The 23,651-nt window shown below is 57.7% G+C and carries 25 protein-coding genes; 18 read left to right on the forward strand and 7 right to left on the reverse strand.

The genetic code is table 11. The annotated features are described in order from the left end of the window. Positions 1-5 precede the first annotated feature (5 nt). The 5 genes from GS611_RS17670 (at position 6) to GS611_RS17690 (ending at position 2,831) form a co-directional block, all read left to right on the forward strand. Positions 6-155 carry a hypothetical protein gene (locus GS611_RS17670; RefSeq protein WP_162896811.1) on the forward strand — a complete coding sequence of 50 codons (150 nt, stop codon included), beginning with the start codon at positions 6-8 and terminating at the stop codon, positions 153-155. Next, on the forward strand, positions 148-651 hold the full coding sequence (rimM, locus tag GS611_RS17675; RefSeq protein ID WP_152457030.1) for a ribosome maturation factor RimM: 504 nt from the start codon (positions 148-150) through the stop codon (positions 649-651). The genes GS611_RS17670 and rimM overlap by 8 nt, the downstream gene beginning before the upstream one ends. Then, positions 651-1,466 carry a hypothetical protein gene (locus GS611_RS17680; RefSeq protein WP_171637635.1) on the forward strand — a complete coding sequence of 272 codons (816 nt, stop codon included), beginning with the start codon at positions 651-653 and terminating at the stop codon, positions 1,464-1,466. Before rimM ends, GS611_RS17680 begins: the two co-directional genes overlap by 1 nt. After that, positions 1,463-2,272: a tRNA (guanosine(37)-N1)-methyltransferase TrmD gene (gene trmD / locus GS611_RS17685; RefSeq protein ID WP_171637637.1), complete on the forward strand. Its 810-nt coding sequence runs from the start codon at positions 1,463-1,465 to the stop codon at positions 2,270-2,272. The genes GS611_RS17680 and trmD overlap by 4 nt, the downstream gene beginning before the upstream one ends. A gap of 133 nt (positions 2,273-2,405) precedes the next feature. Further along, a complete protein-coding gene (locus GS611_RS17690; RefSeq protein ID WP_171637639.1) occupies positions 2,406-2,831 on the forward strand; it encodes a hypothetical protein in 426 nt (141 codons plus the stop codon). Here GS611_RS17690 and GS611_RS17695 read toward each other — a convergent pair. Further along, a complete protein-coding gene (locus GS611_RS17695; protein ID WP_171637641.1) occupies positions 2,828-3,628 on the reverse strand; it encodes a GH25 family lysozyme in 801 nt (266 codons plus the stop codon). The two genes, GS611_RS17690 and GS611_RS17695, sit on opposite strands and share 4 nt — an antisense overlap. A gap of 370 nt (positions 3,629-3,998) precedes the next feature. On the opposite strand from GS611_RS17695, the gene rplS reads away from it, so the two are divergent. From rplS to GS611_RS17710, 3 genes are all read left to right on the forward strand, one after another. After that, entirely contained in the window at positions 3,999-4,382 is a 384-nt protein-coding gene (gene rplS / locus GS611_RS17700) for a 50S ribosomal protein L19 (RefSeq protein WP_171637643.1), read from the forward strand. 11 nt (positions 4,383-4,393) lie between these two features. Then, a complete protein-coding gene (gene rpmE / locus GS611_RS17705) occupies positions 4,394-4,615 on the forward strand; it encodes a 50S ribosomal protein L31 (RefSeq protein ID WP_050605278.1) in 222 nt (73 codons plus the stop codon). Between the two features lie 175 nt (positions 4,616-4,790). Beyond that, on the forward strand, positions 4,791-5,018 hold the full coding sequence (locus GS611_RS17710; protein WP_171637644.1) for a hypothetical protein: 228 nt from the start codon (positions 4,791-4,793) through the stop codon (positions 5,016-5,018). Here GS611_RS17710 and GS611_RS17715 read toward each other — a convergent pair. Next, positions 5,015-6,622 carry an MFS transporter gene (locus GS611_RS17715; protein ID WP_171637646.1) on the reverse strand — a complete coding sequence of 536 codons (1,608 nt, stop codon included), beginning with the start codon at positions 6,620-6,622 and terminating at the stop codon, positions 5,015-5,017. The two genes, GS611_RS17710 and GS611_RS17715, sit on opposite strands and share 4 nt — an antisense overlap. A 77-nt stretch (positions 6,623-6,699) precedes the next feature. Beyond that, entirely contained in the window at positions 6,700-7,587 is an 888-nt protein-coding gene (locus GS611_RS17720; RefSeq protein WP_171637648.1) for an AEC family transporter, read from the reverse strand. A 217-nt stretch (positions 7,588-7,804) separates the two neighbouring features. On the opposite strand from GS611_RS17720, the gene GS611_RS17725 reads away from it, so the two are divergent. Beyond that, positions 7,805-8,614: a division plane positioning ATPase MipZ gene (locus GS611_RS17725; protein WP_152457022.1), complete on the forward strand. Its 810-nt coding sequence runs from the start codon at positions 7,805-7,807 to the stop codon at positions 8,612-8,614. 334 nt (positions 8,615-8,948) lie between these two features. Here the strand turns inward: GS611_RS17725 and GS611_RS17730 are convergent, their stop codons facing one another. Further along, positions 8,949-10,658 carry a tetratricopeptide repeat protein gene (locus tag GS611_RS17730; protein WP_171637650.1) on the reverse strand — a complete coding sequence of 570 codons (1,710 nt, stop codon included), beginning with the start codon at positions 10,656-10,658 and terminating at the stop codon, positions 8,949-8,951. Positions 10,659-10,963: 305 nt separating this feature from the next. Between GS611_RS17730 and GS611_RS17735 the strand changes: the two genes are divergently transcribed. Next, positions 10,964-13,018: an alkyl/aryl-sulfatase gene (locus GS611_RS17735; RefSeq protein WP_253285122.1), complete on the forward strand. Its 2,055-nt coding sequence runs from the start codon at positions 10,964-10,966 to the stop codon at positions 13,016-13,018. 46 nt (positions 13,019-13,064) lie between these two features. Beyond that, entirely contained in the window at positions 13,065-13,295 is a 231-nt protein-coding gene (locus GS611_RS17740) for a hypothetical protein (protein WP_171637652.1), read from the forward strand. An 8-nt stretch (positions 13,296-13,303) separates the two neighbouring features. Here GS611_RS17740 and GS611_RS17745 read toward each other — a convergent pair whose 3' ends face one another. Together GS611_RS17745 and GS611_RS17750 are read right to left on the reverse strand one after the other, a co-directional pair. Next, the gene (locus tag GS611_RS17745; protein ID WP_171637654.1) at positions 13,304-14,554 is read right to left on the reverse strand and encodes an adenylate/guanylate cyclase domain-containing protein; all 1,251 of its coding nucleotides are present in this window, start codon (positions 14,552-14,554) and stop codon (positions 13,304-13,306) included. A gap of 60 nt (positions 14,555-14,614) precedes the next feature. After that, complete coding sequence (locus tag GS611_RS17750) at positions 14,615-15,067, reverse strand: MarR family winged helix-turn-helix transcriptional regulator (RefSeq protein ID WP_171120356.1); 453 nt, start codon at positions 15,065-15,067, stop codon at positions 14,615-14,617. Between the two features lie 57 nt (positions 15,068-15,124). Here GS611_RS17750 and hmgA point away from each other — a divergent pair, with 57 nt between their 5' ends. The 7 genes from hmgA (at position 15,125) to GS611_RS17785 (ending at position 21,954) form a co-directional block, all read left to right on the forward strand. Continuing rightward, a complete protein-coding gene (gene hmgA, locus GS611_RS17755; protein WP_171232726.1) occupies positions 15,125-16,480 on the forward strand; it encodes a homogentisate 1,2-dioxygenase in 1,356 nt (451 codons plus the stop codon). 218 nt (positions 16,481-16,698) lie between these two features. After that, entirely contained in the window at positions 16,699-17,955 is a 1,257-nt protein-coding gene (gene fahA, locus GS611_RS17760; protein ID WP_171637657.1) for a fumarylacetoacetase, read from the forward strand. 10 nt (positions 17,956-17,965) lie between these two features. Next, on the forward strand, positions 17,966-18,916 hold the full coding sequence (locus tag GS611_RS17765) for an MBL fold metallo-hydrolase (protein ID WP_039541551.1): 951 nt from the start codon (positions 17,966-17,968) through the stop codon (positions 18,914-18,916). Between the two features lie 134 nt (positions 18,917-19,050). Beyond that, positions 19,051-20,661, forward strand: coding sequence for an FAD-dependent oxidoreductase (locus GS611_RS17770; RefSeq protein WP_171637659.1), 1,611 nt, complete (start codon positions 19,051-19,053; stop codon positions 20,659-20,661). Between the two features lie 5 nt (positions 20,662-20,666). After that, a complete protein-coding gene (locus tag GS611_RS17775) occupies positions 20,667-20,864 on the forward strand; it encodes a DUF2783 domain-containing protein (RefSeq protein ID WP_171637661.1) in 198 nt (65 codons plus the stop codon). Positions 20,865-20,875: 11 nt separating this feature from the next. Next, positions 20,876-21,514, forward strand: a complete 639-nt coding sequence (gene maiA / locus GS611_RS17780) for a maleylacetoacetate isomerase (RefSeq protein WP_171120367.1) — start codon at positions 20,876-20,878, stop codon at positions 21,512-21,514. A gap of 86 nt (positions 21,515-21,600) precedes the next feature. Then, positions 21,601-21,954, forward strand: a complete 354-nt coding sequence (locus GS611_RS17785) for a DOPA 4,5-dioxygenase family protein (protein ID WP_152457005.1) — start codon at positions 21,601-21,603, stop codon at positions 21,952-21,954. On the opposite strand, the gene GS611_RS17790 is transcribed toward GS611_RS17785, so the two are convergent. Beyond that, positions 21,933-23,561, reverse strand: a complete 1,629-nt coding sequence (locus GS611_RS17790) for an acyl-CoA synthetase (protein ID WP_171637663.1) — start codon at positions 23,559-23,561, stop codon at positions 21,933-21,935. The two genes, GS611_RS17785 and GS611_RS17790, sit on opposite strands and share 22 nt — an antisense overlap. Positions 23,562-23,651 lie beyond the last annotated feature (90 nt).

The raw sequence follows: 23,651 nt of genomic DNA on the forward strand, positions 1-23,651 counted from the left end.
GCCTCATGTTCGGATTGATACGACTTCCCATTCTGCTGTTGATCGCCTTTATTGTGGGCGTGTTCTTCGAGCGCAACAACCAGCGTGAAGCCTGCAACGGGCTTGGCGAATGGAGAAACGGGATATGTTTGACGACTGGGGCAGCCAATGAGTGATCTGATCTGCGTCGGCAGCATTGCGGGGGCTTACGGTGTGCGAGGCGAGGTGAGGCTGAAAAGCTTTTGCGCCGTTCCCGAAGATATCGAGACCTATTCGCCGCTGACCGATGAAGCGGGCAAAGAGCGTTATCCGGTGGTACTGACGCGCACCATCAAGAACGGATTCGCGGCCCGCCTTGGTGGCGTTGAAACCAAGGAACAGGCGGATGCCCTGAATGGGTTGCGCCTTTACGCAAGGCGCGATCAGCTGCCGTCGCTGCCCGATGATGAATTCTACCACAACGATCTGATCGGGCTGGATGTCTATGACACCGGAGGCACCTTGCTGGGCAAGGTCAAATCGGTGCAGAACCACGGCGCCGCGGACTTGTTGGAATTGCACGGGCCGGGCCTGAAAACCACGGTTTTGCTGCCTTTCACGATGCAAGTTGTACCCACGGTGGATCTGGAACAAGGCCGTATCGTGGCCGACCCGCCCGAAGGCCTGATCTGATGCGTCGGGTCCTGCTGCATCTGGGCCTGCACAAGACAGGCATGACCGCAGCACAGTCCTTCCTCCATGAAAACCGGAAACTGATCTGGCCACGCTTCGCGTTGGTACTGCCCTACAAAACGCGCAACAGCGGCTTGAGCGAGAGCGCCACGCGTCACTCGCTTTACCGGCTGGATTCCACATTGGCGGGTTTTGGAAGCCACCTGCACGCGTTTCTGGACGATCTGGATTTCGGCGCACGCCGGGGGTTGATCCTAAGCGAAGAGAATTTCGCAGGCTTGCGCCCCAGCAGAAACAAGCGAGAAGGATACGGTGCTGCACCGGAACTGGCGGAAACTCTGGTCAGCGTCGTGCGGCGTCGGTTTCTGGGTCATGAAACCGACATCACGATCTACATATCCTTGCGCGCCCGCGATCAATGGCTGCGGAGCCTGTGGGCACACGACTTGCAGAAATCACGCATGGTGCAGGATTTGGACGCCTTTTCTTCCGACCTGGCCAATCTGCCATCCCTTCAGGAAACCGCTGATGCCGTCCGGAATCGGCTGCCATCCGTTACGGTCAGAACAGAGTGGATGGAAGCGTTGCAGAACCACCGCCTTGGTGCAGGTGCGCCCTTGGCCGAATTTTTGAACCTGCCACCCGAGCTTTCGTCGCAGCTTGTCGGGCCTGCACATGGCACGCCAACATTTTCAGACGATGTGCTACAGGAAATCCTGGCGCTGAACCGATCCTCGCTGGACGACGCCGCCATGATCACCCAGAAGAAAGCTCTGATTCAATCCGCACAGAACGAACTGGCCCGCCAGACATGACAGAGAAACCCAGCAGATCCCACGGCCGCAAGGCGATCCGTCCTTCCCTGAAACCACGCGAGCTGATGACGCCGAGCCCTGATCTGCACGGGGTCTGGAAAGCCAAGATCATCACTTTGTTCCCGTCCGCCTTCCCCGGTGTTCTGGGTGAAAGCCTGACAGGTAAGGCCTTGCAGGAAGGGCTTTGGCAACTGGAAACAGTGGATCTGCGACAGTTCGGAATAGGCAAACATCGCAATGTTGATGACACCCCGGCCGGGGGTGGCGCGGGCCTGGTTCTGCGGGCCGATGTTCTGGGTGACGCGATCGAACATGCGATGGCAGGCATTCAAGGAAACTGGCCGCTGATCTACCTCAGCCCGCGCGGGCGTCGCATGGACCAGCGCATGATGCAGAATCTTGCCCGTTGTGACGGCATGACCCTTCTGTGCGGTCGTTTTGAAGGCGTGGACGAGCGCGTTTTGGAACATTACGGCGTTCAAGAGGTATCGTTGGGTGATTTCGTCATGACCGGCGGCGAAATCGCGGCACAAGCCCTGATCGATGCCACGGTACGGCTGATTCCCGGAGTGCTTGGAAATCAGGCTTCGACAGAAGAGGAAAGTTTTGCCTCGGGTTTGCTGGAGCACCCCCAGTATACCCGCCCCGCAAGTTGGAAAGGGCGCCCGATCCCCGAGGTTCTGATGTCGGGCCATCATGGCCGGATCGCGGAATGGCGGCATAAAATGGCAGAAGACATCACGCGCGAACGGCGTCCTGATATCTGGGCGGAATATGTCAAAGCCACATCGGAAACCCAGGACTAGACCCGCTCGTTGTGGCCGGGATGCCTCAGTTTCGATGTTTGTCAGAATGCCATTTGAAGTTGAACACACCTAAACTTATTCACTTCCATGCCCCATTGGTTTTTGGGTAATAAGAAGTGAAATAGAAGGCATTATGAAAAAGCTATTGCTTGGCACGTTACTGGTTGTCTCCGCCTGTACCACCAAACCGCTTGGGATGTCCGTTCCGACGCAAGCCGGTCACAATCTGCACTCTGCGAAGGTTGCCGTTGATTCCTGCTCTCAGGAAGCTGACGAGGGCGGCAACAGCGCCGTAATTGGCGGTTATGCAACCAATATCCTGCTTTGGGGCATTATCATCGGGCCTGCGGTCACCGCGCCATTTCAGGACGAGCTGCGCCAACAGGGCGAAATCGATCAGGTTGATCGCTGCTTGCGCGCACGCGGTTTCGAGCGGCGCGAACTGACCGCGGGTGAATCGTTCTGGGTGCGCAACGCCTTTGGTGATGAACGCGAACGGCGGCTGGACCACCTGGTCGGGGGCGGCACTATCGAAACCTACGGAACAGCCAAAAACTAGCGGCGCGCTTTCCAGCTGGCCCAAGTTTCTGGGGTGCCGTTGAACGTGTTGATGTCCACCCTGCCCTGAACCCCCGGCACCAGCCCGGTGCCGGTGTATTGCCAAAACCGCCAGACTGTGCGGGGATAGACCTGACGCGGATGGCCTGCGACGGATCGCAACCAGAACTCGGTTTTGGGCAAACGCCCGATATCCGTATCCGCAAAGAAATCCACTGTCGTATAGACGATGGGACGCCGGCCATAATGCCGTTCGAGAATGTCCAGAAAGCGCTGCGCTTCGGCGCGGACGGTTCTGCCATCGGGCCGCAACGTGCAGGTCTTGGAATGCGGCGTCCACTCCATGTCAAGAACATGCGGCAGATCTGCCCCTTTCGGGACGTTCTGAATGAACCAACGCGCCTGTTCCTGGGCCGATCGGCAGAAATAATAGTAATGATAAGCCCCCCACGGCACGCCCGCTGCCTGAGCACCGCGCCTGTGGTCGTCGAACAATGGATCCGCCACATCGCCGCCTTCGGTTGCTTTCAGAAATGCAAAGCTTACGCCCGAAGCTTTGGCCGTACGCCAGTCTATCGGTCCCTGCCAGCGCGAGACGTCAAGCCCGTGGATCGGATACAAGCCAGGGTGACGGCCTTCCCACTCATGCGGATCGGCGTCCCCAAAATCAGGATAGATTGCGGACGGTGCCGTCCTGTCCACGCCCGGCGTGGGCTCCACGACCTGCGGTTTCGGGCCGCCGCGTCCGCACGACATAAGCAAAGCGGCTGCAATCGTCAGCATAAGTGCAATTCGCATCATGGGATCCTGTCTGAAATTTCTGCTCTTTCAATTTCCTTCAGAATGCCTGATCTGACCGCTGTGGCAACGGTGAGATTTTCGAAAGGCGGATTCCCACTGCTTCGCCATACGATTTGTTCTTGATCCCGGCACTCAATACCCTTAAACGACCGCAATCCGGTGCCGCATTCTGCGACTCCGGTGTTTTGGTTTGATTTTCGGCTTAAAGCCCGGCTTTCTTCGGCGGGGATGTGTCAGATCAAACCAGACCAAAGGAACATTCGATCTGACCTCTGGCGGGCTGCATGCAGGACCCGGTGAAGACCAAGAGCTCTCAGGCCGTGCCCAAACTTCGTGGGCCAACCACGAGCATATAGGAGTACCTGCGATGGATCTTATCGCACAGCTTGAGGCGGAACAGATTGCCGCCCTGGGGAAAGACATCCCCGACTTCAAGGCCGGTGACACCATTCGTGTCGGCTATAAGGTGACCGAAGGGTCGCGCACCCGTGTGCAGAACTACGAAGGCGTCTGCATCGCGCGCAACAACGGCAATGGCATTGCCGGTTCGTTCACCGTTCGCAAGATTTCGTTCGGCGAAGGCGTGGAGCGTGTGTTCCCGCTGTATTCGACCAACATCGACAGCATCACCGTTGTCCGCCGTGGCCGCGTTCGTCGCGCCAAACTGTACTATCTGCGCACCCGCCGCGGTAAATCCGCACGTATCGCAGAGGTCACGAACTACAAGCCCAAGACTGGCGCCGAAGCGTAAGGAACGGAAAGATGAAAAAAGACATCCATCCCGATTATCACGTCATCGACGTCAAAATGACCGATGGCACCGTGGTTCAGATGAAATCCACCTGGGGCGCCGAAGGCGACCAGCTGGCTCTGGAAATCGACCCCTCCGTGCACCCTGCATGGACTGGTGGTTCGTCGCGCCTGATGGACGCCGGCGGCCGCGTGTCGAAGTTCAAAAAGAAATACGAAGGTCTGGGCTTCTAAGTCTGACCGGTTTCGATTTCGAAAGGCCGTCCCTTGGGGGCGGCCTTTTTTGTTGGAAGCTTCCATGTGTCTTATGGACGCGAAACCGGACTAACCGAACAAGATGCGTTTTGGCAAAGGCCCAGGGATGCTACACTCCGGTTAACCAACACTCAGCTTCCACGGAGATCCGGACATGCCCCAGTACAATGACATGATCGAGCTTTCAGTCGATGATATGGATCTGATTGAAACGGCGTTGCGCGACTCGATCGCTTCGTTGTCACATGTTGCTTCGGATGAACCAGAGGACAGCAGGACCGACCGGGAAGACACGTTGAGGCGCATTCACGAACTTCTGGGCAAGCTACACGATCAGAAGGTCTTCTTTCGCCCGCAGAAAGGGGTTTACCTCGGCGGTTAGGGGCTTGGTTGTCGCGGATTGCGGGTCAATTCCGCCGCACTGTGTACAGGGGGAACCGGCCCGCGCAACAACATCAGCGCCAGAGTCATTCCGACCAGTGCCGCAATCGCGGCAACTAACATGGCATTGTCAAAGGCGTTGTCCTGCACATCCCGCAGGGCCTTCGCCAATGTGTCTCCCGCAGTCGGATCCATCCCCGATATCAATTGCTGTATCTGGTTCGGCGTTCCGTGTGTCAGCGCATGGGCCAGATTCTCGCGCTGGGTTGACCCGGCAGGCAACGCGTCGATCACCTCGGACAGACCTCGGCGTCTGGTAATCGCTTCAGCCAGACCGCCCACCACGGCACCAAGGGTTGCTCCGAAGTAGAGACAGGCGTTGATGACCCCAGAACCCTGCCCCACATGCTGCTCGGGCAGCAGGCGCAGACCCAGACGTGGCAACAGCGAAAAGCAGATGCCCAACCCGACACCGACGATCAGCAGCTTCCACCAGATTTCGGAAAACTGCGTTGTGTTCGTTGTTGCCATCAGCAGCAGGAACCCGCAGGCCATCGCCCCCAGGCCAATGGCGATCGGCCATTGAAAGCTGTAGGGGGCAAGAAAGCGGGGTGCGGTGGCCGATATCAAAAACATGCTGAGGCTGAGCGGCATGATCGCCAGCCCCGCACCGATGGACGAATACCCAAAGGCATCGGGCGATTGGACGAATGTATTGAAATAGACGAAGAAGCAGAACAGCGTGAAGCCAGTAAAGAACATCCCCGCCGCAGCCATCAGATAACGCGGATGGCGAAAGTACCGAAGCTCGATCAAAGGATCGTCGCTGCGGCGGGATACGATGACAAGGGCAATTGTCGACACGGCCGCCACGACCAGGGGCACCAGTGTCAAAGGCGAAGTCCACCCGCCGCTTTCCCCGTTGCTGAGCGCAAAGGACAATGGCCCGAGGAAAAACAGAATGGCAACGGCCCCCGCATAATCGAACTTTGCCCCGGCAAGGCGGGTATCGGGAACGTATTTCCGTTTGCTGACATGCAGCCCGATGGCAAAGGCCACAGCCAGCAGAACCAGGTCGGCTGCAAAGACGGCGCGCCAGCTGACATAGTGGCCGAAAGCGCCACCGACGATGGGCCCGACACCGATCGCCAGACCGACAATCGCCCCCCAGACGCCGGTAACGCTGGCGCGCTGCTCTTCAGGCGTGGCCGCCGTCAACAGTGACAGGGACGTGCCGAACAAAGCAGCCGCGCCCGCGCCTTGCGCGCCGCGCCCGATAAGCAGCATCGCCCCATCCTGCGCCAACAGGGCAAAGGCAGACCCGATTGCAAAGACGATCATGCCAAAAAAGAACACGCCCATCTTGCCGGTAATGTCACCCAGCCGGCTGACGATGCAGACAAGTGTGGCGCTGGTCACGGAATAAGTGGCCATCACCCATTGCAAACCCGACGGGGTCAAATCGAACTCGGCCCTGAGATTGGGCAATATGGTGGACACAGCGGTGGTGTTGAACCCCACGACCATCATGCAGATGGCCGTCATGGCCAGCACCACGCGGGCGCGGGACTGCGGAGATACACTTGCCGAGCTCTCATCGGCCATAAAACACCCACTGACCAAGAATGTTAAATACAATCATCATCAGTTTAACGATTTCTGGCCCTGCGCATAGAGTTGCGTCAGATCCAGTAAGACAGCGCAACGGGCAGCACCAGCACAGTACCGAGCGTCGAGACAAGAATGAACCCCGCCACATCCGGCCCGTATTCCGGAACATGCTGGTCGATAAACAGATAAGTCGCCACGGAAGAAGGCATCAGGCAACACAGGATCAGCGCACCCCGCTCGGTTCCCGTGAAACCAAACAACCAGATCAGAACACTGGCAATTGCAACCGCCATCGCCAGATGCAGGGCCGTTAGCAGAACCGCGCGACCCAGGCTTTTCACACGCAGCGTCGCGAGCGTATGCCCCAGGGTCAGCAGCATGAGCGGGATGGACAATCCACCCAAGATGTCAAAGGACTTTGCGACCGGTTGCGGCAGGCTCTGCCCCGTTGCCATCAGGATCAGGGCGAGGCCCACGGCATATATAATCGGGGACGTCGCCAGTTTCCTGGGCGAGAATTCTCCGGCCGGGATCCACATGCCGACGGTGAAGATGCTGATCAGCACAACCACCACGAACGCCATGGTATAGGCCATACCTGCATCGCCCAGCGCCAGCAAAGTGATTGGCAGGCCGATGTTGCCGACATTCCCGTGCATCAACGGCGTCAGAAAGGCCCTCACCGGCAAGCGAAGAACCTTGAGCCCGACATACCCCAACACCCCGAAACCGGCCACCGCAAGGGCAGCGGCGGTCATCATGTCAAGAAACGTGCCCACGGCCAGTTTGGTGCTCGACAGATGAGAAATGATCAATGTCGGATAGCCGACTTTTGAGACGATCCCGCCAATGACCTTGTTGTCGAAAGGCGCCTGAATCACGGCAAGAACATAGCCAATACCAGCGCAGATCAGGACAGGCAGAACCACGTTCAAAACGTTCAGGAACAGGTGCTCCAAGCAAAAATCTCCTTGCCGAAACCGTTTGTCGACAGTGAATCAGTGCCATTGCAATGGCAAGCGCTCTGTGTAACCCGTGCGCAGCGTTAGGTTTTCCCGAATAGAGTCTGATATTGCCCGAAAGCGCCGCTTGAGGTTCTTTCCTTCGCCGCCGACGCAACATATAGTGGCTGACAACAACGTGTAGTGAAGCACGGCGGGACTTGGGAATACAAGCATGGCACATATCATTGTGGTCGGGAACGAAAAGGGTGGCGCAGGCAAATCGACCGTGTCGATGCATGTGGCGACCGCGCTGGCCCGATTGGGACACAAGGTCAGCACGTTGGATCTGGATCTGCGTCAGCGCAGTCTGGGACGATACTTCGAGAACCGCAACAACTTCCTCAAGAGCTCGGACCTGACCCTTCCCAGCCCGCGCCATCACGACCTGCCCGAGATCGATGCCGCAACGTTGAAACCGGGCGAGAACATCTATGACCATCGCCTGTCTGCTGCCGTATCCCAGCTGGAAAGCGACAGCGACTTTATTCTGATCGACTGCCCGGGGTCTCACACCCGTCTGAGTCAGGTGGCGCATTCGCTGGCCGACACCCTGATCACCCCGTTGAACGACAGCTTCATTGACTTCGACCTTTTGGCGCGGATCGACTCGAAGGGCGAAAAAATCCTTGGCCCGTCCGTCTATTCCGAAATGGTCTGGAACGCTCGTCAACTGCGGGCACAGGCGGGGCTGAAGCCGATCGACTGGGTCGTTGTCCGCAACCGGGTCGGTACGCAGCGCATGGTCAACAAGGAAAAGATGCAACGCGCGATCGAAATGCTGTCCCAGCGCATCGGCTTCCGCGTCGCCTCGGGCTTTTCCGAGAGGGTTATCTTTCGCGAACTGTTCCCGCGCGGCCTGACCCTGTTGGACCTGAAGGACATAGGCGTCAAACAGCTGAACATCTCGAACATCGCCGCCCGGCAGGAATTGCGTGACATGATGAAAGAGCTGAACCTGCCGGGTGTAGAGATTGATTTCTGATCAGCTGTCCCGGCGACCGCCATGCCGACAAAGTGAGCTGCGCGGCGGCTGAGCGTCACACTGCTCGCCCCGGCCGGCCCGCGAGGCGATGTCTATCTCATGACGGAGAGTACGTTTTGCGTTGGATGCTCAGACTGCATTTCCCGGATCGCATGGCGAAGGGATCTCCGAGAGCGGGCTTCGTCGGTGGCCGGATGCGGTGAAAGCCGGGCGGTCAGCTGCGGCTGATCTTCGGCGACGTGACGGTCGAGCCCGCCGCCGACACCTCGGCACGGCTCGAGGGCGACGGCATTCAGAATTCCCGGCTTCGAAGATTTCCTTCGGTCAGATGTCGTCAAGCTTCGGCTTGCAGGCCGGCTTTACGAAGACTGTTCATCAGTTTCCTCTGAAACGAGTCATCGAATTGCCAGATTGAAAAAATGTCCCGCGCCTTTGATGCGAAATTTGGCTGTAGCGTCCGCAGTTCATTCAATGACGCCTGGGCCGCTTCTTGATTCCCCAACTCACCATTCAAGGCAGCCCCCCACAGATGCGTCCAAAAGAAGTTCGGCATGTCGATTTGATCCAGAATTGTCAGGGCCCGCTGGTGGTTTCCCTGATCGAACTCATAAATGACACGCGGGAAACGATACCAGTGCGGATGGACCGGGTTCAGGGCGATGGCCCGTTCCACGAAGGTCAGCCCTTCGTCCCATTCGCCACTGAAGGCCAATCTCATTCCGTAATGCGCCAGAACAGCCGTGTCATTCGGGCTCAGATCAATTGCGACCTGACCCGCCTGGCGAAACCCCTGAATATCGCCAAGAACAAAGCGCATGTTGGCCAGCATCAAATGCCCGGCAGCCAAATTTGGATCAATCTCCACCGCCCGACGCGCAGCCGCATCCGCGGCGGCAAAAAGATCTTGGCGGTCTCCGCCAAGACTAAACCGGACTTGTTGAAGATACAGGTTGGACAGTACTGCCCACGCTTCGGCATAGTCGGGGTTTTGTTCAAGCGCTCTCAGGATACAGGCCTTGATTGCGTGGTGCCGATCAAGATCGATTGTGACCTGATAGCTGTAGTAACTCAACACGCAGTCAAGGGCATCACGGTTTCCGGGTGGGGTGCGCGCCGCCTTCTTCATCGCGTCTTGCGTAAGAACACCGTATTTACCCGCAAGTTTTCCGATCACATCCTGTATGACCATGTCTTGCGCGGCATAGATGTCACTGGGTGAGCTGCCAACCTTGTATTCGTGAACCCAGATGTAGCGCTGGCTCTTGAGGTCTATGAGACGGGCAGACAATTCTACCGTGTCGCCCATGTCCATGACACTGCCTTCCAGCGCGAAATCCGCGTCGAACTCTGCGCGCAAAGCTTGTGAATCCGTGCCCCCTTGCGAAAACCTCCGCACGCTGCCCAAAGGGAGAACCCAAATATCACGAAACCGGACCAGCTCGCTGGTCAGTTGCTGAGTAATGCCATCGGCGAAATAGCTTGGCCCCTCACCCAGAGTGTCGAATGGCAGTACCGCAACCACAGGACCCTGCGGCAACGGTTGAACCGAGAGCTGAGCCGTTTTTGTGGACGACGCAAAAAAAGAAACCCAGATCAAGGCGCAAAGCACCAAAGCCCCGAAAACAGCCAACCCAGCCCTGAAAAATCGCCGGGGGCCGAAGCCGGAAACATGAGGGGGCGCAGGCTGTGCCGGTACTGGTTCCGCCGGGGGGGCAACGCTTTCAAACCTTGGGGCATAGCCGCCCTTGGGAATGGTCAATCGAATGGGATCTGATCGGCCGGGCCCAGCATAGTAGCCGTCTATATCTTGACGCAGTCGCCTCGCTTCAAGCCTGACAATCGGATCAATTTGCTGATCGAAGGTTTCATCCCGGCCGAAAACGGACATGGCGATGGACACGCCTTTGATTTGGTCCGCGCGCCCGGCCAGATACTCATCCACGATATAAGACAGAAAAGCGCGGCGCTGGGGTGTGGCGGTGAAATCTTGATGCTTCAAAAGGCGGTGCAACTGCGCCCGAATGTCATTTTCCGAAAAGCCCAACTGAAGAATCCCGGTCCCGTAAAAAGTTCCTATAAATTAAGCACTCAGAGAGCTACGGGAACGTTCATACATGGGATTGAACTCGGGTGGCAACATGTTCGCACTTCACTGATCTTTTTCTCAGGTTAGCAGGAACGTGCAGTTTGCCACGCAGGCAGGCGCCGGAGCCTCAAGGAAGTGGCATTTGTGTTCAAAACAGCTACCGTCCCGTGCGGACGGTCTGATTTTCCCTAGTGGTGTGATTTTATTGCTGCTTCCTTGTCGCTTTCGTTATTTGCATTCAACTCGACAGGAACCGTTTGAACATGGCACGCCGACATACACTTTTTTTCTCTACCGCGCTTTCGATTTTGACGGCTGGTGCCGCGGTCGCGCAGGATCACTTTGACCCCAAGGGCAAGATGCCATCGAAATTCACGGTCGAATTTCAGGAGCAGATGCGCGACTCTCTACCATTTGACGATCAGCGCGATTTTGAAGAAAGCCGCAAAGGTCTGATCGCCGTTCCGGATTATCGCCAAATCAAGACCGAAGACGGCACTGTCGCGTGGGACATCGGCAGCTATGACTTCCTGTTGGAAGAAGGGCAGGATTTCGACTCGATCCATCCCTCGCTGCAACGTCAGGCGATCCTGAACATGAACTATGGTCTTTACGAGATTCTGGAAGGCAAGATCTATCAGGTGCGCGGCTTCGATCTGTCGAACATCTCGTTCATCCGCGGCGAGACCGGCTGGATCATCTTCGATCCACTGGCATCGAAGGAAACGGCGGCGGCGGCGTTGAAACTGTTGAATGACACGGTAGGCGAGTTGCCGGTCAAGGCGGTTGTCTATTCGCACTCACATGCCGACCATTACGGCGGTGTCCGTGGTGTCATCATCGATGAAGATGTGGCCAATGGGGTCGAGGTCATCGCACCCGAAGGGTTCATGGAACATGCAGTGTCCGAGAACGTCTATGCAGGAAACGTGATGAACCGCCGTCTGTTCTTCCAATACGGTGTTTTGCTGCCGCGCGATCCGCATGGTCATGTGGATCAGTCGATCGGCAAGAACATCTCGGCCGGAACCACCGGCTTGATCGAGCCGACCCGCTATGTCTCGGACGATTATGAAGAGATCACCATCGACGGTGTGCGCATGATCTTCCAGAATACGCCTGGCACCGAAGCCCCTGCCGAGATGAACACCTATTTCCCCGACCTCAAGGCGTTCTGGGCTGCGGAAAACATCACCGGCACGATCCACAACATCTATACCCTGCGCGGCGCGCTGGTCCGCGATGCGCTCAGCTGGTCGAAGCATATCAATGACGCGCTTTATGAGTTCGGGCAGGAAGCTGAGTTGATGTTCGCTTCGCATTCCTGGCCGCGTTTCGGCAATGATCGCATTCAAGAGGTCATGCGTGCACAGCGCGACACCTACGCCAACCTCAACAACGGAGTGTTGAATCTGGCTAACAAGGGTGTGACCATCAATGAGGTCCATAATGTCTATGAGGTCCCCGAAAGTCTTCGGCAGCAATGGGCTGCGCGCAGCTATCACGGCTCGGTCGAACATAACAGCCGGGCAGTGATCAACCGGTATCTTGGGTATTGGGATGCGAACCCGACCACCTTGACGCCTCTGTCGCCCCAGGACAGCGCACCACTGTATGTCGAGATGATGGGCGGTGCCGATCCGATCCTGTCCAAGGGGCAGGACTTGATTGACGCAGGGCAATACTTGCACGCAACCGAGATCCTGAACAAACTGGTCTATGCCGAACCGGAAAATCAGCAAGCCAAGGACCTGCTGGCTGATGCGTTCGAGCAGATCGGCTATCAAAAAGAAAGCCCTTCGGTTCGCAACTCGTTCCTTGGTGCCGCTTACGAATTGCGCAACGGCATCCCGCAAGGTGCAACTATCGAAACCACTGGCCCTGACACGATCCGGGCGATGGAAACCTCAATGTGGCTTGATTTCATAGCCATCCGCGTCAACAGCGAAAAGGCGGCGGGTATGGAATTCACGATCAACCTGTCGATTCCGGACCAGGATGAATACATCGTCGTCGAGATGAGCAACGCCACGCTGACCCACATCGTTGATCGAAAGGCACCCGACGCAGACCTGTCGATCGTCTTGAACAGAGCGGATCTGGAGAAAGTCATGACCGGAGAGAGCAAGCTTGTCGATATGCTGGCGGACGGAACCGCTCAATCCGAGGGCAACACCGATGTTGTGTCGCAATTGGCTTCGACTCTGGACCAGTTTGATCTTGGGTTCGAGTTGATGCCCGGAACCGGAGCCGCGGACCTGACACCGCCAGCCAATGACTTTGCTCAACCGCCGCTGGCGAACTCAAACGGAGGCTGAGTTCTACATGGATTGAAACTGGCAAGACCCAAGTCGGCATGGATTCATGGCAGCAGGAATAAAGCTGGCAAAACCCAAAACCGGCTTGGGTCACCTTTTCCGGCAGATATCAGAATTATGTGAGGTTCTGTCGCTTGTCCCCGGTGCAGCATCGGTGGATCTGGGTTCGAACCAGATACTGGCTCAAATCCACAACATACGCGATTATCCGATCAATCCCGGCGGGTTAAAGGCGTTCCATCACGTCTTTCAGCTTCGGCACCGCTGGAAGGAATAGCCGCAGTTTCAATTGGTTTCCGATGGCCCGCCGGGGCTGTACACCGTAAACAGCTCTTTTGGTTCATTCACCCCGCGCAGCATGTAGCGACCGACCGAGACAAGCTCCTGCGCGCAGGGCTGTGCAGCGCGGGCGACATCATCCGAGATCAGGATCCTCTGACCCAAAGACCGGTGCATTCCCGCAATGCGGGCGGCCTGGTTGACAGCCGGGCCGATCACCGTGAAGTCCAGCCGGGTCTCGGACCCGATATTGCCATAGAGAATCTCGCCCGAATGCAAGGCCAGCGTATAGTTGGCCACCGGCAGACCCTGCGCGCGGCGCCTTGCGTTCAGTTCATCCATGCGGGACTGCAATAAGGGCACGGCCTCAAGCGCGGCACGGGCGTCTTCGTCGATCTCTCCGACATCGAACATTGCCATCAGGCCGTCACCCATGAATTTCAGGATGTTGCCGCCCTTGTCATGCACCACACCCACGGCGACGGCCAGATAGTCGTTCAGCATGTCGATGATCTCATGCCCCGGCAGGTCTTCGGACAGCGTGGTGAAGCCTTCGAGGTCGAAATTCCAGATCACAGCGTCGATTTGCTGCAAAGACCCACGCCGAATTTCACCCGACAGAACCCGGCGACCGGCATCCCGCCCCAGATAAACCCGCATCAAATCCTTGGCCAGTTCCTGGTTCTTGGCGGATTTGAGCGCCAGCCCCAGATGCGGCAGTACAGTTTGTATTTGGTTCAGATCGCTGTCTTCGAATCCGTTCGGTGCGTCGCTGGTCCAGGACATCAGAACACCATCGCTGACCTTTTTCGTACCGTCGGGGCGCAGTTGTCTGGCCCCTTCATATGACAGGCCGGTGGCATAATAATCGGTCGCTCCGATTTCACGCAGATCATTCAACAAGGGAAAGCGGCTGGGTTCATTATGGTCGACCAGTTTGACCCGGATTTCATCCAGATCACCGTTCAGCAGCGTATAGAGTGGGCTTTGCTGCCAAACTTCGCTGGGCGTTTCCGTGAACTCAAATTTCTCGGATTCACCGCCCGCGCCGTTGTACCAGCTGTAACCGGTACCTCCGTAAACTGGATGCAGAGTCGACTGCGCCGCATGAAAGCGCATCAACGGAATACCCATTTCCACCAATCGGGCACAAAACCCTTCCAACAGCTCTTCTTGCCCGGCGCCCTCCAGCCCCTTGCTGACCAGCCATTCGATCAGGGAATGTGAGAAAACTGAAGCGGAATCTGGCAATGTCATTTTGTTGTCCGTATCAAGTATGATCCCCATTTGGGGGCAGGCCGCGTCAATTGCCATAGGTCAGTCCAAACCAGCCAACCTTTGCAGCATTTGTCGCAACAACGCGGCCTCTTCCGGTTTGAACAGGCCTGACAGTTTCGCATCGTAGTTGGCAGCAACGCCGCGCAGGTCACGATACACAGCTTGCCCTGCTGGTGTTAGTGTCAACCATTCCGCCCGCCGATCCGCTTCGTCCCGTGTACGTTTCAGGTATCGACGCTGTTCCAGCTTGGCGACAGCACGGCTGATTTTGGTTTTGTGCATTCTGGCGCGCTCGCCGATTTCTTTGGCGGTCATCTCGCCAAACAAACCCAGATGGAACAATACCCGCCATTCGGTTCTGAGCATCCCATAGCGGCCCTTGTAAACTGCCTGAAACTCTAGCGAAGCCCGTTCGGCCGCCTGATTCAGCAGGAAGGGCAGAAAATTTTGCAGATAAAAGTCATCATTTTTTTCGGATTCATCGTGTGTCATGCTTGTTAGTTACAAAATCAACTATTACCCGACAAGCAGCAAACGGAGGAAAACGCAATGAATCGTCCGACTGATCCGCATACGCTGACACAGGCTGCGACGCCTGTCGGAACTCATGCAGGCTATATGCCTGGCTTTGGAAATGACTTTGAAACCGAGGCCCTGCCCGAGGCCCTGCCGCAAGGCATGAACAGCCCGCAACGGTGCAACTATGGTCTTTACGGAGAGCAGCTGAGCGGCACCGCCTTTACCGCCAACCCGCCCGAGCGCACCTGGTGCTATCGAATTCGCCCATCGGTAAAGCACTCACACCGTTATGAAAAAATCGATCTTCCCTACTGGAAATCGGCCCCCTGCATTGATCCGGATGTAATCAGCCTTGGACAATACCGCTGGGATCCTATCCCGCATTCCGATGAAGGTCTGAACTGGATGACGGGTATGCGGACCATGACGACCGCAGGTGACGTGAACACGCAGGTCGGCATGGCAAGCCACATCTATCTGGTCACGGAATCCATGGTGGATGACTATTTCTTTTCGGCTGATTCCGAATTGCTGGTTGTGCCACAGGAAGGACGCCTGCGATTTGCGACGGAATTGGGAATCATCGACCTGGAACCCAAGGAGATCGCTATCATTCCACGCGGTTTGCTGTACCGGGTCGAGGTTCTGGAAGGCCCTGCGCGCGGCTTTGTCTGCGAGAATTACGGTCAGAAGTTTGAACTGCCGGGTCGCGGACCAATCGGTGCCAACTGCATGGCCAACCCGCGCGACTTCAAGGCGCCGGTGGCCGCTTATGAGGATCGTGAAACCCCTTCTACCGTGACAATCAAATGGTGCGGGCAATTCCACACAACCAAGATCGGCCACAGCCCGCTGGATGTCGTGGCATGGCACGGCAACTATGCGCCCTACAAATACGACCTGCGCAACTATTGCCCCGTCGGCGCGATCCTGTTTGACCACCCCGACCCGTCGATCTTTACAGTTCTGACGGCTCCGTCCGGCCAGCCCGGTACGGCCAATATCGACTTTGTCCTGTTCCGTGAACGCTGGATGGTGATGGAAGACACGTTCCGCCCGCCGTGGTACCACAAGAACATCATGTCCGAGCTGATGGGCAACATCTACGGCCAGTACGACGCGAAACCGCAGGGCTTTGTTCCCGGCGGCACAAGCCTACACAACATGATGATCCCACACGGCCCCGACAGGGAGGCCTTCGACAAGGCGTCATACTCGAACCTGGGGCCGGACAAGCTCGACCAGACAATGTCGTTCATGTTCGAAACCCGCTTCCCGCAGCACCTGACCTCGTTTGCCGCCACCGAAGCGCCGTTGCAGGATGACTATATCGACTGCTGGACATCGCTTGAGAAGAAGTTCGACGGAACGCCGGGCAAGAAATGAGCCACCCATCGGTTCAGTTTCATTGCCGTCGTCCTGCCCGCGCTGAACATGCCGGAGTTGAACCGGTTGCCGAGCCAACGTGCCTCGGCAACCGGTGTGCAGTGACGCCTCGTGCATATGACATGCCACAACCGCCGCGGCTTCGTGCTTTTGCTATCGCCGTTCCAAAGCTAAAATCCTCTCGAACCTCTTAGAACACAACAAAATAGGGGCAAGATATGCCTTTGATGACTTCGTGGGTGGCGTCGGCCAATGACGCGACACATCCGTTCCCACTGAACAATTTGCCTTATGGTGTCTTCTCGACCGAAGGTGATGATCCCCGCTGTGGTGTGGCCATCGGTGACATGATCCTCGACGTCACCGCCGCCGAAGCCGAGGGGTTGATCACCCTGAGCGATGAGCCGCTGTTCGACATGCCGTTCTGGAACCCTCTCATGGAGGAAGGCCCAGCCGTCTGGGCGGCCCTGCGTGAGCGGCTGATCAGCCTGCTGGCCGAGGGTTCAGATGAACAAGCCAAGGTCGAACCGCTGCTTGTCAAACAAGAAGATGCGGAAATGCATCTGCCCTTTGCGGTCAGCGAATACACCGATTTCTACGCAGGCCGAAACCATGCCTTCAACGTGGGCACCATGTTCCGGGGGCCGGAAAACGCCCTGCCACCGAACTGGCTGCACATTCCCATTGGTTACAACGGCCGCGCATCTTCGGTCGTGGTATCAGGCACGGATATTCGCCGCCCCTGGGGTCAGGTGAAAGCCCCCGATCAGGACTTGCCCGCCTTCCTGCCCAGTCGCCGTTTTGACATCGAGCTTGAGATGGGCGCGATTGTCGGAACGCCCTCGGATGGTCCGATCACCGTGCAGGAAGCGGATGACAATATCTTCGGTTACGTGCTTCTGAATGACTGGTCCGCGCGCGACATCCAGGCATGGGAATATCAGCCGCTGGGCCCGTTTCAGGCAAAGGCCACGGCAACCTCGATCAGCCCGTGGATCGTGACCAAGGCGGCGCTCGAGCCATTCCGCTGTGACACGCCACCCCGCGAGTTCGAGCTTCTGGATCACCTCAAGGATTGCGGCCCGATGCTTTATGACATCGATCTGGCGATCACCATGTCACCTGCCGGACAACCCGCCACGACGATTGCCCGGACCAATTACAACCAGATGTACTATTCCGCTGCGCAGCAATTGGCGCATCACACCACATCAGGATGCCCCATGAACACGGGCGACCTGCTGGGATCGGGAACCATTTCCGGGCCAACCAAACCTGAACGTGGCTCGTTGCTGGAGCTTAGCTGGGGCGGCAAGGAACCTCTGACATTGGACAGCGGTGAAACCCGCAGCTTCATCGACGATGGCGACACGTTGACCCTTACCGGCGCAGCTCGTGGCGACGGCTACACGATCGGCTTCGGTGAATGTGTCGGCACCGTTTTGCCCGCTCTTGAAAACCCATATTCACGATAAGGAACCCACCATGGCCAAGGCATTCGCGTCCCAGGGGGACATGTCGGAAAAAAAGATCAGCTTTACTGAAGTCGGAGAAGGGCTTTATGCCTTTACCGCCGAAGGCGACCCGAATTCGGGTGTAATCATCGGCGACGACAGCGTGATGATTGTCGAGGCGCAGGCGACTCCGCGTCTGGCAAATAAGGTGATCGAATGCGTGCGTTCCGTCACCGACAAACCGATCACGCATGTGGCCCTGACCCACTACCACGCAGTGCGTGTTCTGGGCGCAAGCGCATTCGGCGCACAGCAGATCCTGATGTCGGACATGGCCCGCGCCATGGTCGTCGAGCGGGGTCAAGAAGACTGGGACAGCGAATTCCAGCGCTTCCCGCGCCTCTTTGAAGGGCATGAAAGCATCCCTGGCCTGACATGGCCCACCACCACCTTCAGCGATACGATGACGGTGTATCTGGGAAACCGCCGGATCGACCTGATGCATCTGGGCCGCGCGCATACAGCTGGCGATATCGTCATCCATGTGCCGGATCAGAACGTGATGTTCACCGGCGATATCGTCGAATATCACTCGGCCTGCTATTGCGGCGACGGTCATTTCAGCGATTGGGGCGACACGCTGGACGAGATCAAGTGGTTCGACGTCGACGCCATCGCACCGGGGCGCGGTGACGCGCTGGTTGGCAAGGACATGGTGAATGCGGCCATCGAGAACACCCGCGATTTTGTCGAAAGCACATACCGGCCGGCGGCGAAGGTTGCCGCGCGCGGCGGGTCCCTGAAAGAGGCCTGGGACGCAGTCCGCGCTGAATGCGATCCGAAGTTCGCCGACTACGCAATCTACGAGCACTGCCTGCCGTTCAACGTGGCCCGCGCCTATGACGAGGCGCGCGGCATTGACACGCCCCGCATCTGGACCGCCCAGCGCGACCTCGAGATGTGGGAAGCCCTGCAAGGCTGACGAAAAACGGTCGAGTTTGATCCAGATCGTTTTTTGCGGCGGGATTCGATGAAACCATAATCTAAGACCTCCGGCGCCCGTCGCCGGGGGACAGGACATGCAGCACATCGGTGCATCTGTTTCGGGGGGAGCCCATGAACAAGATCTTTGAAACGCCGCTTTACGGATATGAACGCAGCCCGGATCAGGACAGCCCGACGCCCGTCAGGCGCAAGGTGATCGTTATCGGTGCGGGGCCGGTTGGTCTGGCCGCCGCCATCGATCTGGCCCAGCAAGGGGTCGAAGTTGTGGTTCTGGACGAGAATGACAAAGTCAGCTTCGGCAGCCGCGCCATCTGTTTTTCTCAGCGCACGCTGGAAATCGCAGACCGGCTGGGTTGCGGCCAGCAATTGGTCGACAAAGGTGTGCTGTGGGACCGGGGCAAGGTCTTTTTCGACGACCGTCAGGTCTATGATTTCAACCTTCAGCCGGACGAAGGTTATGCCAACCCGGCCTTCATAAACTTGCAGCAATACCATTTTGAAAACTTCTTTGTGGAACGCGTGCGCGAGTTGCAGACAGAAGGCGCACCGATTGAAATTCGCGGGCGCAACAAGGTTGACGCAATCGGTACGCACGAAGATCACGTTCGGCTGGAGGTCGAAACCCCCGAAGGCCCTTATACACTCGAGGCCGAATGGCTGATCGCCTGCGATGGTGCCGCGTCCCCCACCCGGCGCATGCTGGGCATCGATTTCGAAGGGCGTGTTTTCGAAGACAATTTCCTGATCGCGGACGTGATCATGGATGCCGATTTCCCCTCGGAACGCTGGTTCTGGTTTGACCCGCCGTTCAATCGCGGGCAATCCGCGCTTTTGCACAAACAACCCGACAATGTCTGGCGTATTGACCTGCAACTGGGTTGGGACATCGACAAGGAACGCGAAAAGCGCCCCGAGAATGTGATCCCGCGCCTCAAGGCGATGCTGGGCGATGACGTCGAGTTTCAGCTGGAGTGGGTCTCGATCTATACGTTCCAGTGTCGCCGCATGGAGAGCTTCCGCAAAGGGCGTGTCCTATTCGCAGGCGACAGCGCGCACCAGGTCAGCCCCTTTGGCGCGCGCGGTGCCAATTCCGGCCTGCAAGACACTGACAACCTGTGCTGGAAACTGAAACTGGTGCTGGATGGGAAAGCCCCCGAAAGCCTGCTGGACAGCTACAACGCGGAACGCGTGCACGGGGCTGATGAGAACATCCAGAAATCCAGCCGCTCCACCGATTTCATCACGCCGAAATCCGAAATGTCGCGGGTTCTGCGGGATGCGGTTCTGGACCTCAGCGAGAAGTACGAATTTGCGCGTCCGTTGGTGAATTCGGGACGCCTGAGTCAACCTTGCACCTATGACGGCTCGACCCTGAATTCTGCCGACGCGCTGGATGGCCCAGCCGAAACGCGCCCCGGCTCGGCCTGCCCGGACGCGCCGCTGGGTGATGCGTTCCTGTTGCCCAAACTGGCAGGCAAATTCACCCTTTTGACGATTGACGCGGATGCCCCGGAGGTGCTGGAAGAAGACGGGGTCGAGGTCACGCGGTTGGCGCTGTCGGTCAAGGATGACCAGACCCTGGCGCTGAAACGTCGCTATCTGGGCGACGCAACCAGCGCGGTTTATCTGATCCGTCCTGATCAGCACGTGGCGGCGCGCCGGGACAGTTATGAAGAAAACAGTTTCCGCCATGCAATCCGCAGAGCCTGTGGTAAGGAGTGAGCGAGATGTCTGACCTGATCCTTTCCCCGAATATCGACGATGCTGACGACTTCTATGCCGAGCTGCTGGCCGCGCATGAAGGGCTTGAAAAAGCCGACAGTGACGCGCTGAACGCCCGACTGGTTCTGGTGCTGGCCAATCACATCGGCGACAAGGCGGTGTTGTCTGACGCTATTCGCGCCGCCACCCTGGCCGACACGTGACGGATTCGAATGTGAGCAAAACCGTCCTTTATGACTATTGGCGGTCCTCGGCCAGCTATCGGGTGCGGATCGCCCTGAATCTGGCCGGGATCGACTATCGCGCGGTTGTCGTCGACCTGGTGGGCGGCGAACACAAGGGCGATGCACATATTGCGCGAAATCCACAAGGGTTGGTTCCGGTGCTGGATATTGACGGGCAGCGGCTGACTCAGTCTCTGGCCATTCTCGACTATCTGGACAAGACACGTGAATTGAACCTTCTGCCCGACGATGCAGCAGGGCGCGCGCGCGTGCAGGCGCTGGCCTATGCGATTGCGGTGGACATTCACCCTGTTTGCAACCTTTCAGTTGCTCGCCATGCGACCACCCTCAGCAAAGATCCGACCGACATGCCCGGAGAGTGGATGCGGCACTTCATCCGGCCGGGGTTGCAGGCCTTCGAGACCATGTTGGGTGAGTTTGAACAAACCCCCTATTGCGTTGGTTCACAGCCCGGCCTCGCCGACATCTGCCTGATCCCGCAGATCTACAATGCACGCCGGTGGAAGGTCGACTTGTCGGACATGCCGCGTCTGCTGGGTGTCGAAAAGGCCTGTGCCGATCACCCCGCATTTGTCGCGGCGCATCCTGACAGGCACGCACCCCAATAAGCTTGCACAGGTCCTGTGTGCCGGTGTGCCTAGGCGTTCGTCGCAATCGGACTTAGCTTTGTTTCATCAAAGCAAAAGAGGTTCTGATGCCCGAGATCACCGGATACCACGCCCATGTCTATTTCGACGCCGATACGCAGCACACGGCGCAACAGGTCTGCGAAGAGGCCGCCCGTCTGTTCCCCGTCCGGATGGGGCGCATGCATAGCCGCAATGTTGGCCCCCACCCGCGCTGGAGCTGCCAGTTGAGCTTTGCCGCTGATGCCTTCGATCAGGTCACTCCGTGGTTGATGCTGAACCGGCGAGGTCTTACCGTTTTCACCCACCCGGAAACCGGCGACCATCTGGCCGATCACCGCGATCGCGCGATTTGGATGGGTGAAATGCTGGATCTGGACCTGTCGATCTTTGACACGCTTCAGCCCAGCGCCCGCGCCTGATCCCGCAGAACGAATTTCTGCACCTTGCCGGTTGAAGTCTTCGGCAGGGTGCCAAACACCACGGTCTTGGGCGCTTTGAAATGGGCCATGTTGTCCCGGCAAAAGGCAATCAGCTCTGCCTCGGTCGCGGTTGTACCAGGCTTCAGCTCGACAAAGGCACAGGGGGTTTCGCCCCATTTCTCGTCTGGCCGGGCCACAACCGCCGCTTCCATGACTGCCGGGTGTTTGTAGAGGATGCCCTCGACCTCGACGGAGGAGATGTTCTCGCCACCTGAAATGATGATGTCCTTGGACCGGTCTTTGAGCGCGATATAGCCATCCGGATGCATGACGCCCAAATCGCCGGATGCAAACCAGCCGCCCTTGAAGGCCCCATCGGTGGCATCAGGGTTCTTGAGATACCCTTTCATCACCACGTTGCCCTGCATAAAGATCTCGCCCATGGTTTCGCCATCCGCGGGCACGGGCTCCATCGTTTCGGGATCGGCCACCATCAGGCCAGACAGGGCCGTATACCGCACGCCCTGCCGTACTTTCAGGGCAGCACGGTCTTCGGGTCCCTTGTCGTTCCATTCATCCTTCCAGGCACAAACGACCGAGGGCCCGTAAGTCTCGGTCAGGCCATAAACGTGCGTGACTTCGACCCCCATCGCCTCCATCGCTTCGATCACGGCGGCCGGCGGCGGAGCACCAGCGGTCATCACCTTGATCTGATGGTCAAAGTCTTTCAGTTCATCCGGCGCGTGGGCCAGCATGTTCAAAACGATAGGAGCACCGCAGAAATGGGTGACCTTCTCGTCGCGGAATGCCGCATAGATCGGCTCGGCACGCACGGCGCGCAGACAGACGGACACGCCCGCATTGGCGGCCATGGCCCAGGGGAAGCACCAGCCGTTGCAGTGAAACATCGGCAAGGTCCACAGATAGATCGAATGCTTGGGCATGTCCCAGTCCAGCAAATCCGATTGTGCATTCAGGGTGGCGCCGCGGTGGTGATAAACCACGCCCTTGGGATTGCCCGTTGTGCCGGACGTATAGTTCAGGGTGATCGCGTCCCATTCGTCCTCGGGCAGTGACCAATCAAATTCCAGGTCGCCCCCTGATATCAGGGCGTCATAGGTCAGGCTGCCAAGCCTTTCACCGCCTTCAAAGCTGGGATCCTCGATGTCGATTACCAGAATATCATGATCAACCTGCTCCAGCGCCTCCTTCACGACGCCGGAAAACTCGGGGTCAACCAACAACGCCTTGGTTTCGGCGTGGTTCAGGATGAAAGCGACTATCGGAGCATCCAGACGCGTGTTGATGGCATTCAAAACGGCGCCCGCCATGGGCACACCAAAATGCGCTTCGTACATCTCGGGGATGTTTGCGGCAATAATTGATACGGTATCTCCCTTTCCGATACCCCGCGCATTCAGGGCCCCCGCCAGCCGGCGGCACCGGGCATAGGTTTCAGCCCAGGTATACCGCCGCTCACCATAAACGACCGACGGGTAATCGGGATAAACCTGCGCCGTGCGCTCAATGAAGGAGAGGGGCGACAAGGGTGTGTAATTCGCCCGGCATTTGTCCAAATGACGCTCATAGATATTGGTCGCTGCCAACTGCTGATCCTCCCTGCACTCGGTTTGCGCGACTTGAGCATAAACTTGGTGCTCTGACAAATCCGTAGTATTACGGTCCCCTTATTGACT

Origin of the sequence: Ruegeria sp. HKCCD6119 (assembly GCF_013110585.1) — a bacterium.
GTDB lineage: Bacteria > Pseudomonadota > Alphaproteobacteria > Rhodobacterales > Rhodobacteraceae > Ruegeria.

Coding starts and splice junctions, on each gene's coding strand:
- GS611_RS17670 (WP_162896811.1), top strand. CDS start 6: ATGTTCGGATTGATACGACTTCCCATTCTGCTGTTGATCGCCTTTATT.
- rimM (WP_152457030.1), top strand. CDS start 148: ATGAGTGATCTGATCTGCGTCGGCAGCATTGCGGGGGCTTACGGTGTG.
- GS611_RS17680 (WP_171637635.1), top strand. CDS start 651: ATGCGTCGGGTCCTGCTGCATCTGGGCCTGCACAAGACAGGCATGACC.
- trmD (WP_171637637.1), top strand. CDS start 1,463: ATGACAGAGAAACCCAGCAGATCCCACGGCCGCAAGGCGATCCGTCCT.
- GS611_RS17690 (WP_171637639.1), top strand. CDS start 2,406: ATGAAAAAGCTATTGCTTGGCACGTTACTGGTTGTCTCCGCCTGTACC.
- GS611_RS17695 (WP_171637641.1), bottom strand. CDS start 3,628: ATGCGAATTGCACTTATGCTGACGATTGCAGCCGCTTTGCTTATGTCG.
- rplS (WP_171637643.1), top strand. CDS start 3,999: ATGGATCTTATCGCACAGCTTGAGGCGGAACAGATTGCCGCCCTGGGG.
- rpmE (WP_050605278.1), top strand. CDS start 4,394: ATGAAAAAAGACATCCATCCCGATTATCACGTCATCGACGTCAAAATG.
- GS611_RS17710 (WP_171637644.1), top strand. CDS start 4,791: ATGCCCCAGTACAATGACATGATCGAGCTTTCAGTCGATGATATGGAT.
- GS611_RS17715 (WP_171637646.1), bottom strand. CDS start 6,622: ATGGCCGATGAGAGCTCGGCAAGTGTATCTCCGCAGTCCCGCGCCCGC.
- GS611_RS17725 (WP_152457022.1), top strand. CDS start 7,805: ATGGCACATATCATTGTGGTCGGGAACGAAAAGGGTGGCGCAGGCAAA.
- GS611_RS17735 (WP_253285122.1), top strand. CDS start 10,964: ATGGCACGCCGACATACACTTTTTTTCTCTACCGCGCTTTCGATTTTG.
- GS611_RS17740 (WP_171637652.1), top strand. CDS start 13,065: ATGGCAGCAGGAATAAAGCTGGCAAAACCCAAAACCGGCTTGGGTCAC.
- GS611_RS17745 (WP_171637654.1), bottom strand. CDS start 14,554: ATGACATTGCCAGATTCCGCTTCAGTTTTCTCACATTCCCTGATCGAA.
- GS611_RS17750 (WP_171120356.1), bottom strand. CDS start 15,067: ATGACACACGATGAATCCGAAAAAAATGATGACTTTTATCTGCAAAAT.
- hmgA (WP_171232726.1), top strand. CDS start 15,125: ATGAATCGTCCGACTGATCCGCATACGCTGACACAGGCTGCGACGCCT.
- fahA (WP_171637657.1), top strand. CDS start 16,699: ATGCCTTTGATGACTTCGTGGGTGGCGTCGGCCAATGACGCGACACAT.
- GS611_RS17765 (WP_039541551.1), top strand. CDS start 17,966: ATGGCCAAGGCATTCGCGTCCCAGGGGGACATGTCGGAAAAAAAGATC.
- GS611_RS17770 (WP_171637659.1), top strand. CDS start 19,051: ATGAACAAGATCTTTGAAACGCCGCTTTACGGATATGAACGCAGCCCG.
- GS611_RS17775 (WP_171637661.1), top strand. CDS start 20,667: ATGTCTGACCTGATCCTTTCCCCGAATATCGACGATGCTGACGACTTC.
- GS611_RS17785 (WP_152457005.1), top strand. CDS start 21,601: ATGCCCGAGATCACCGGATACCACGCCCATGTCTATTTCGACGCCGAT.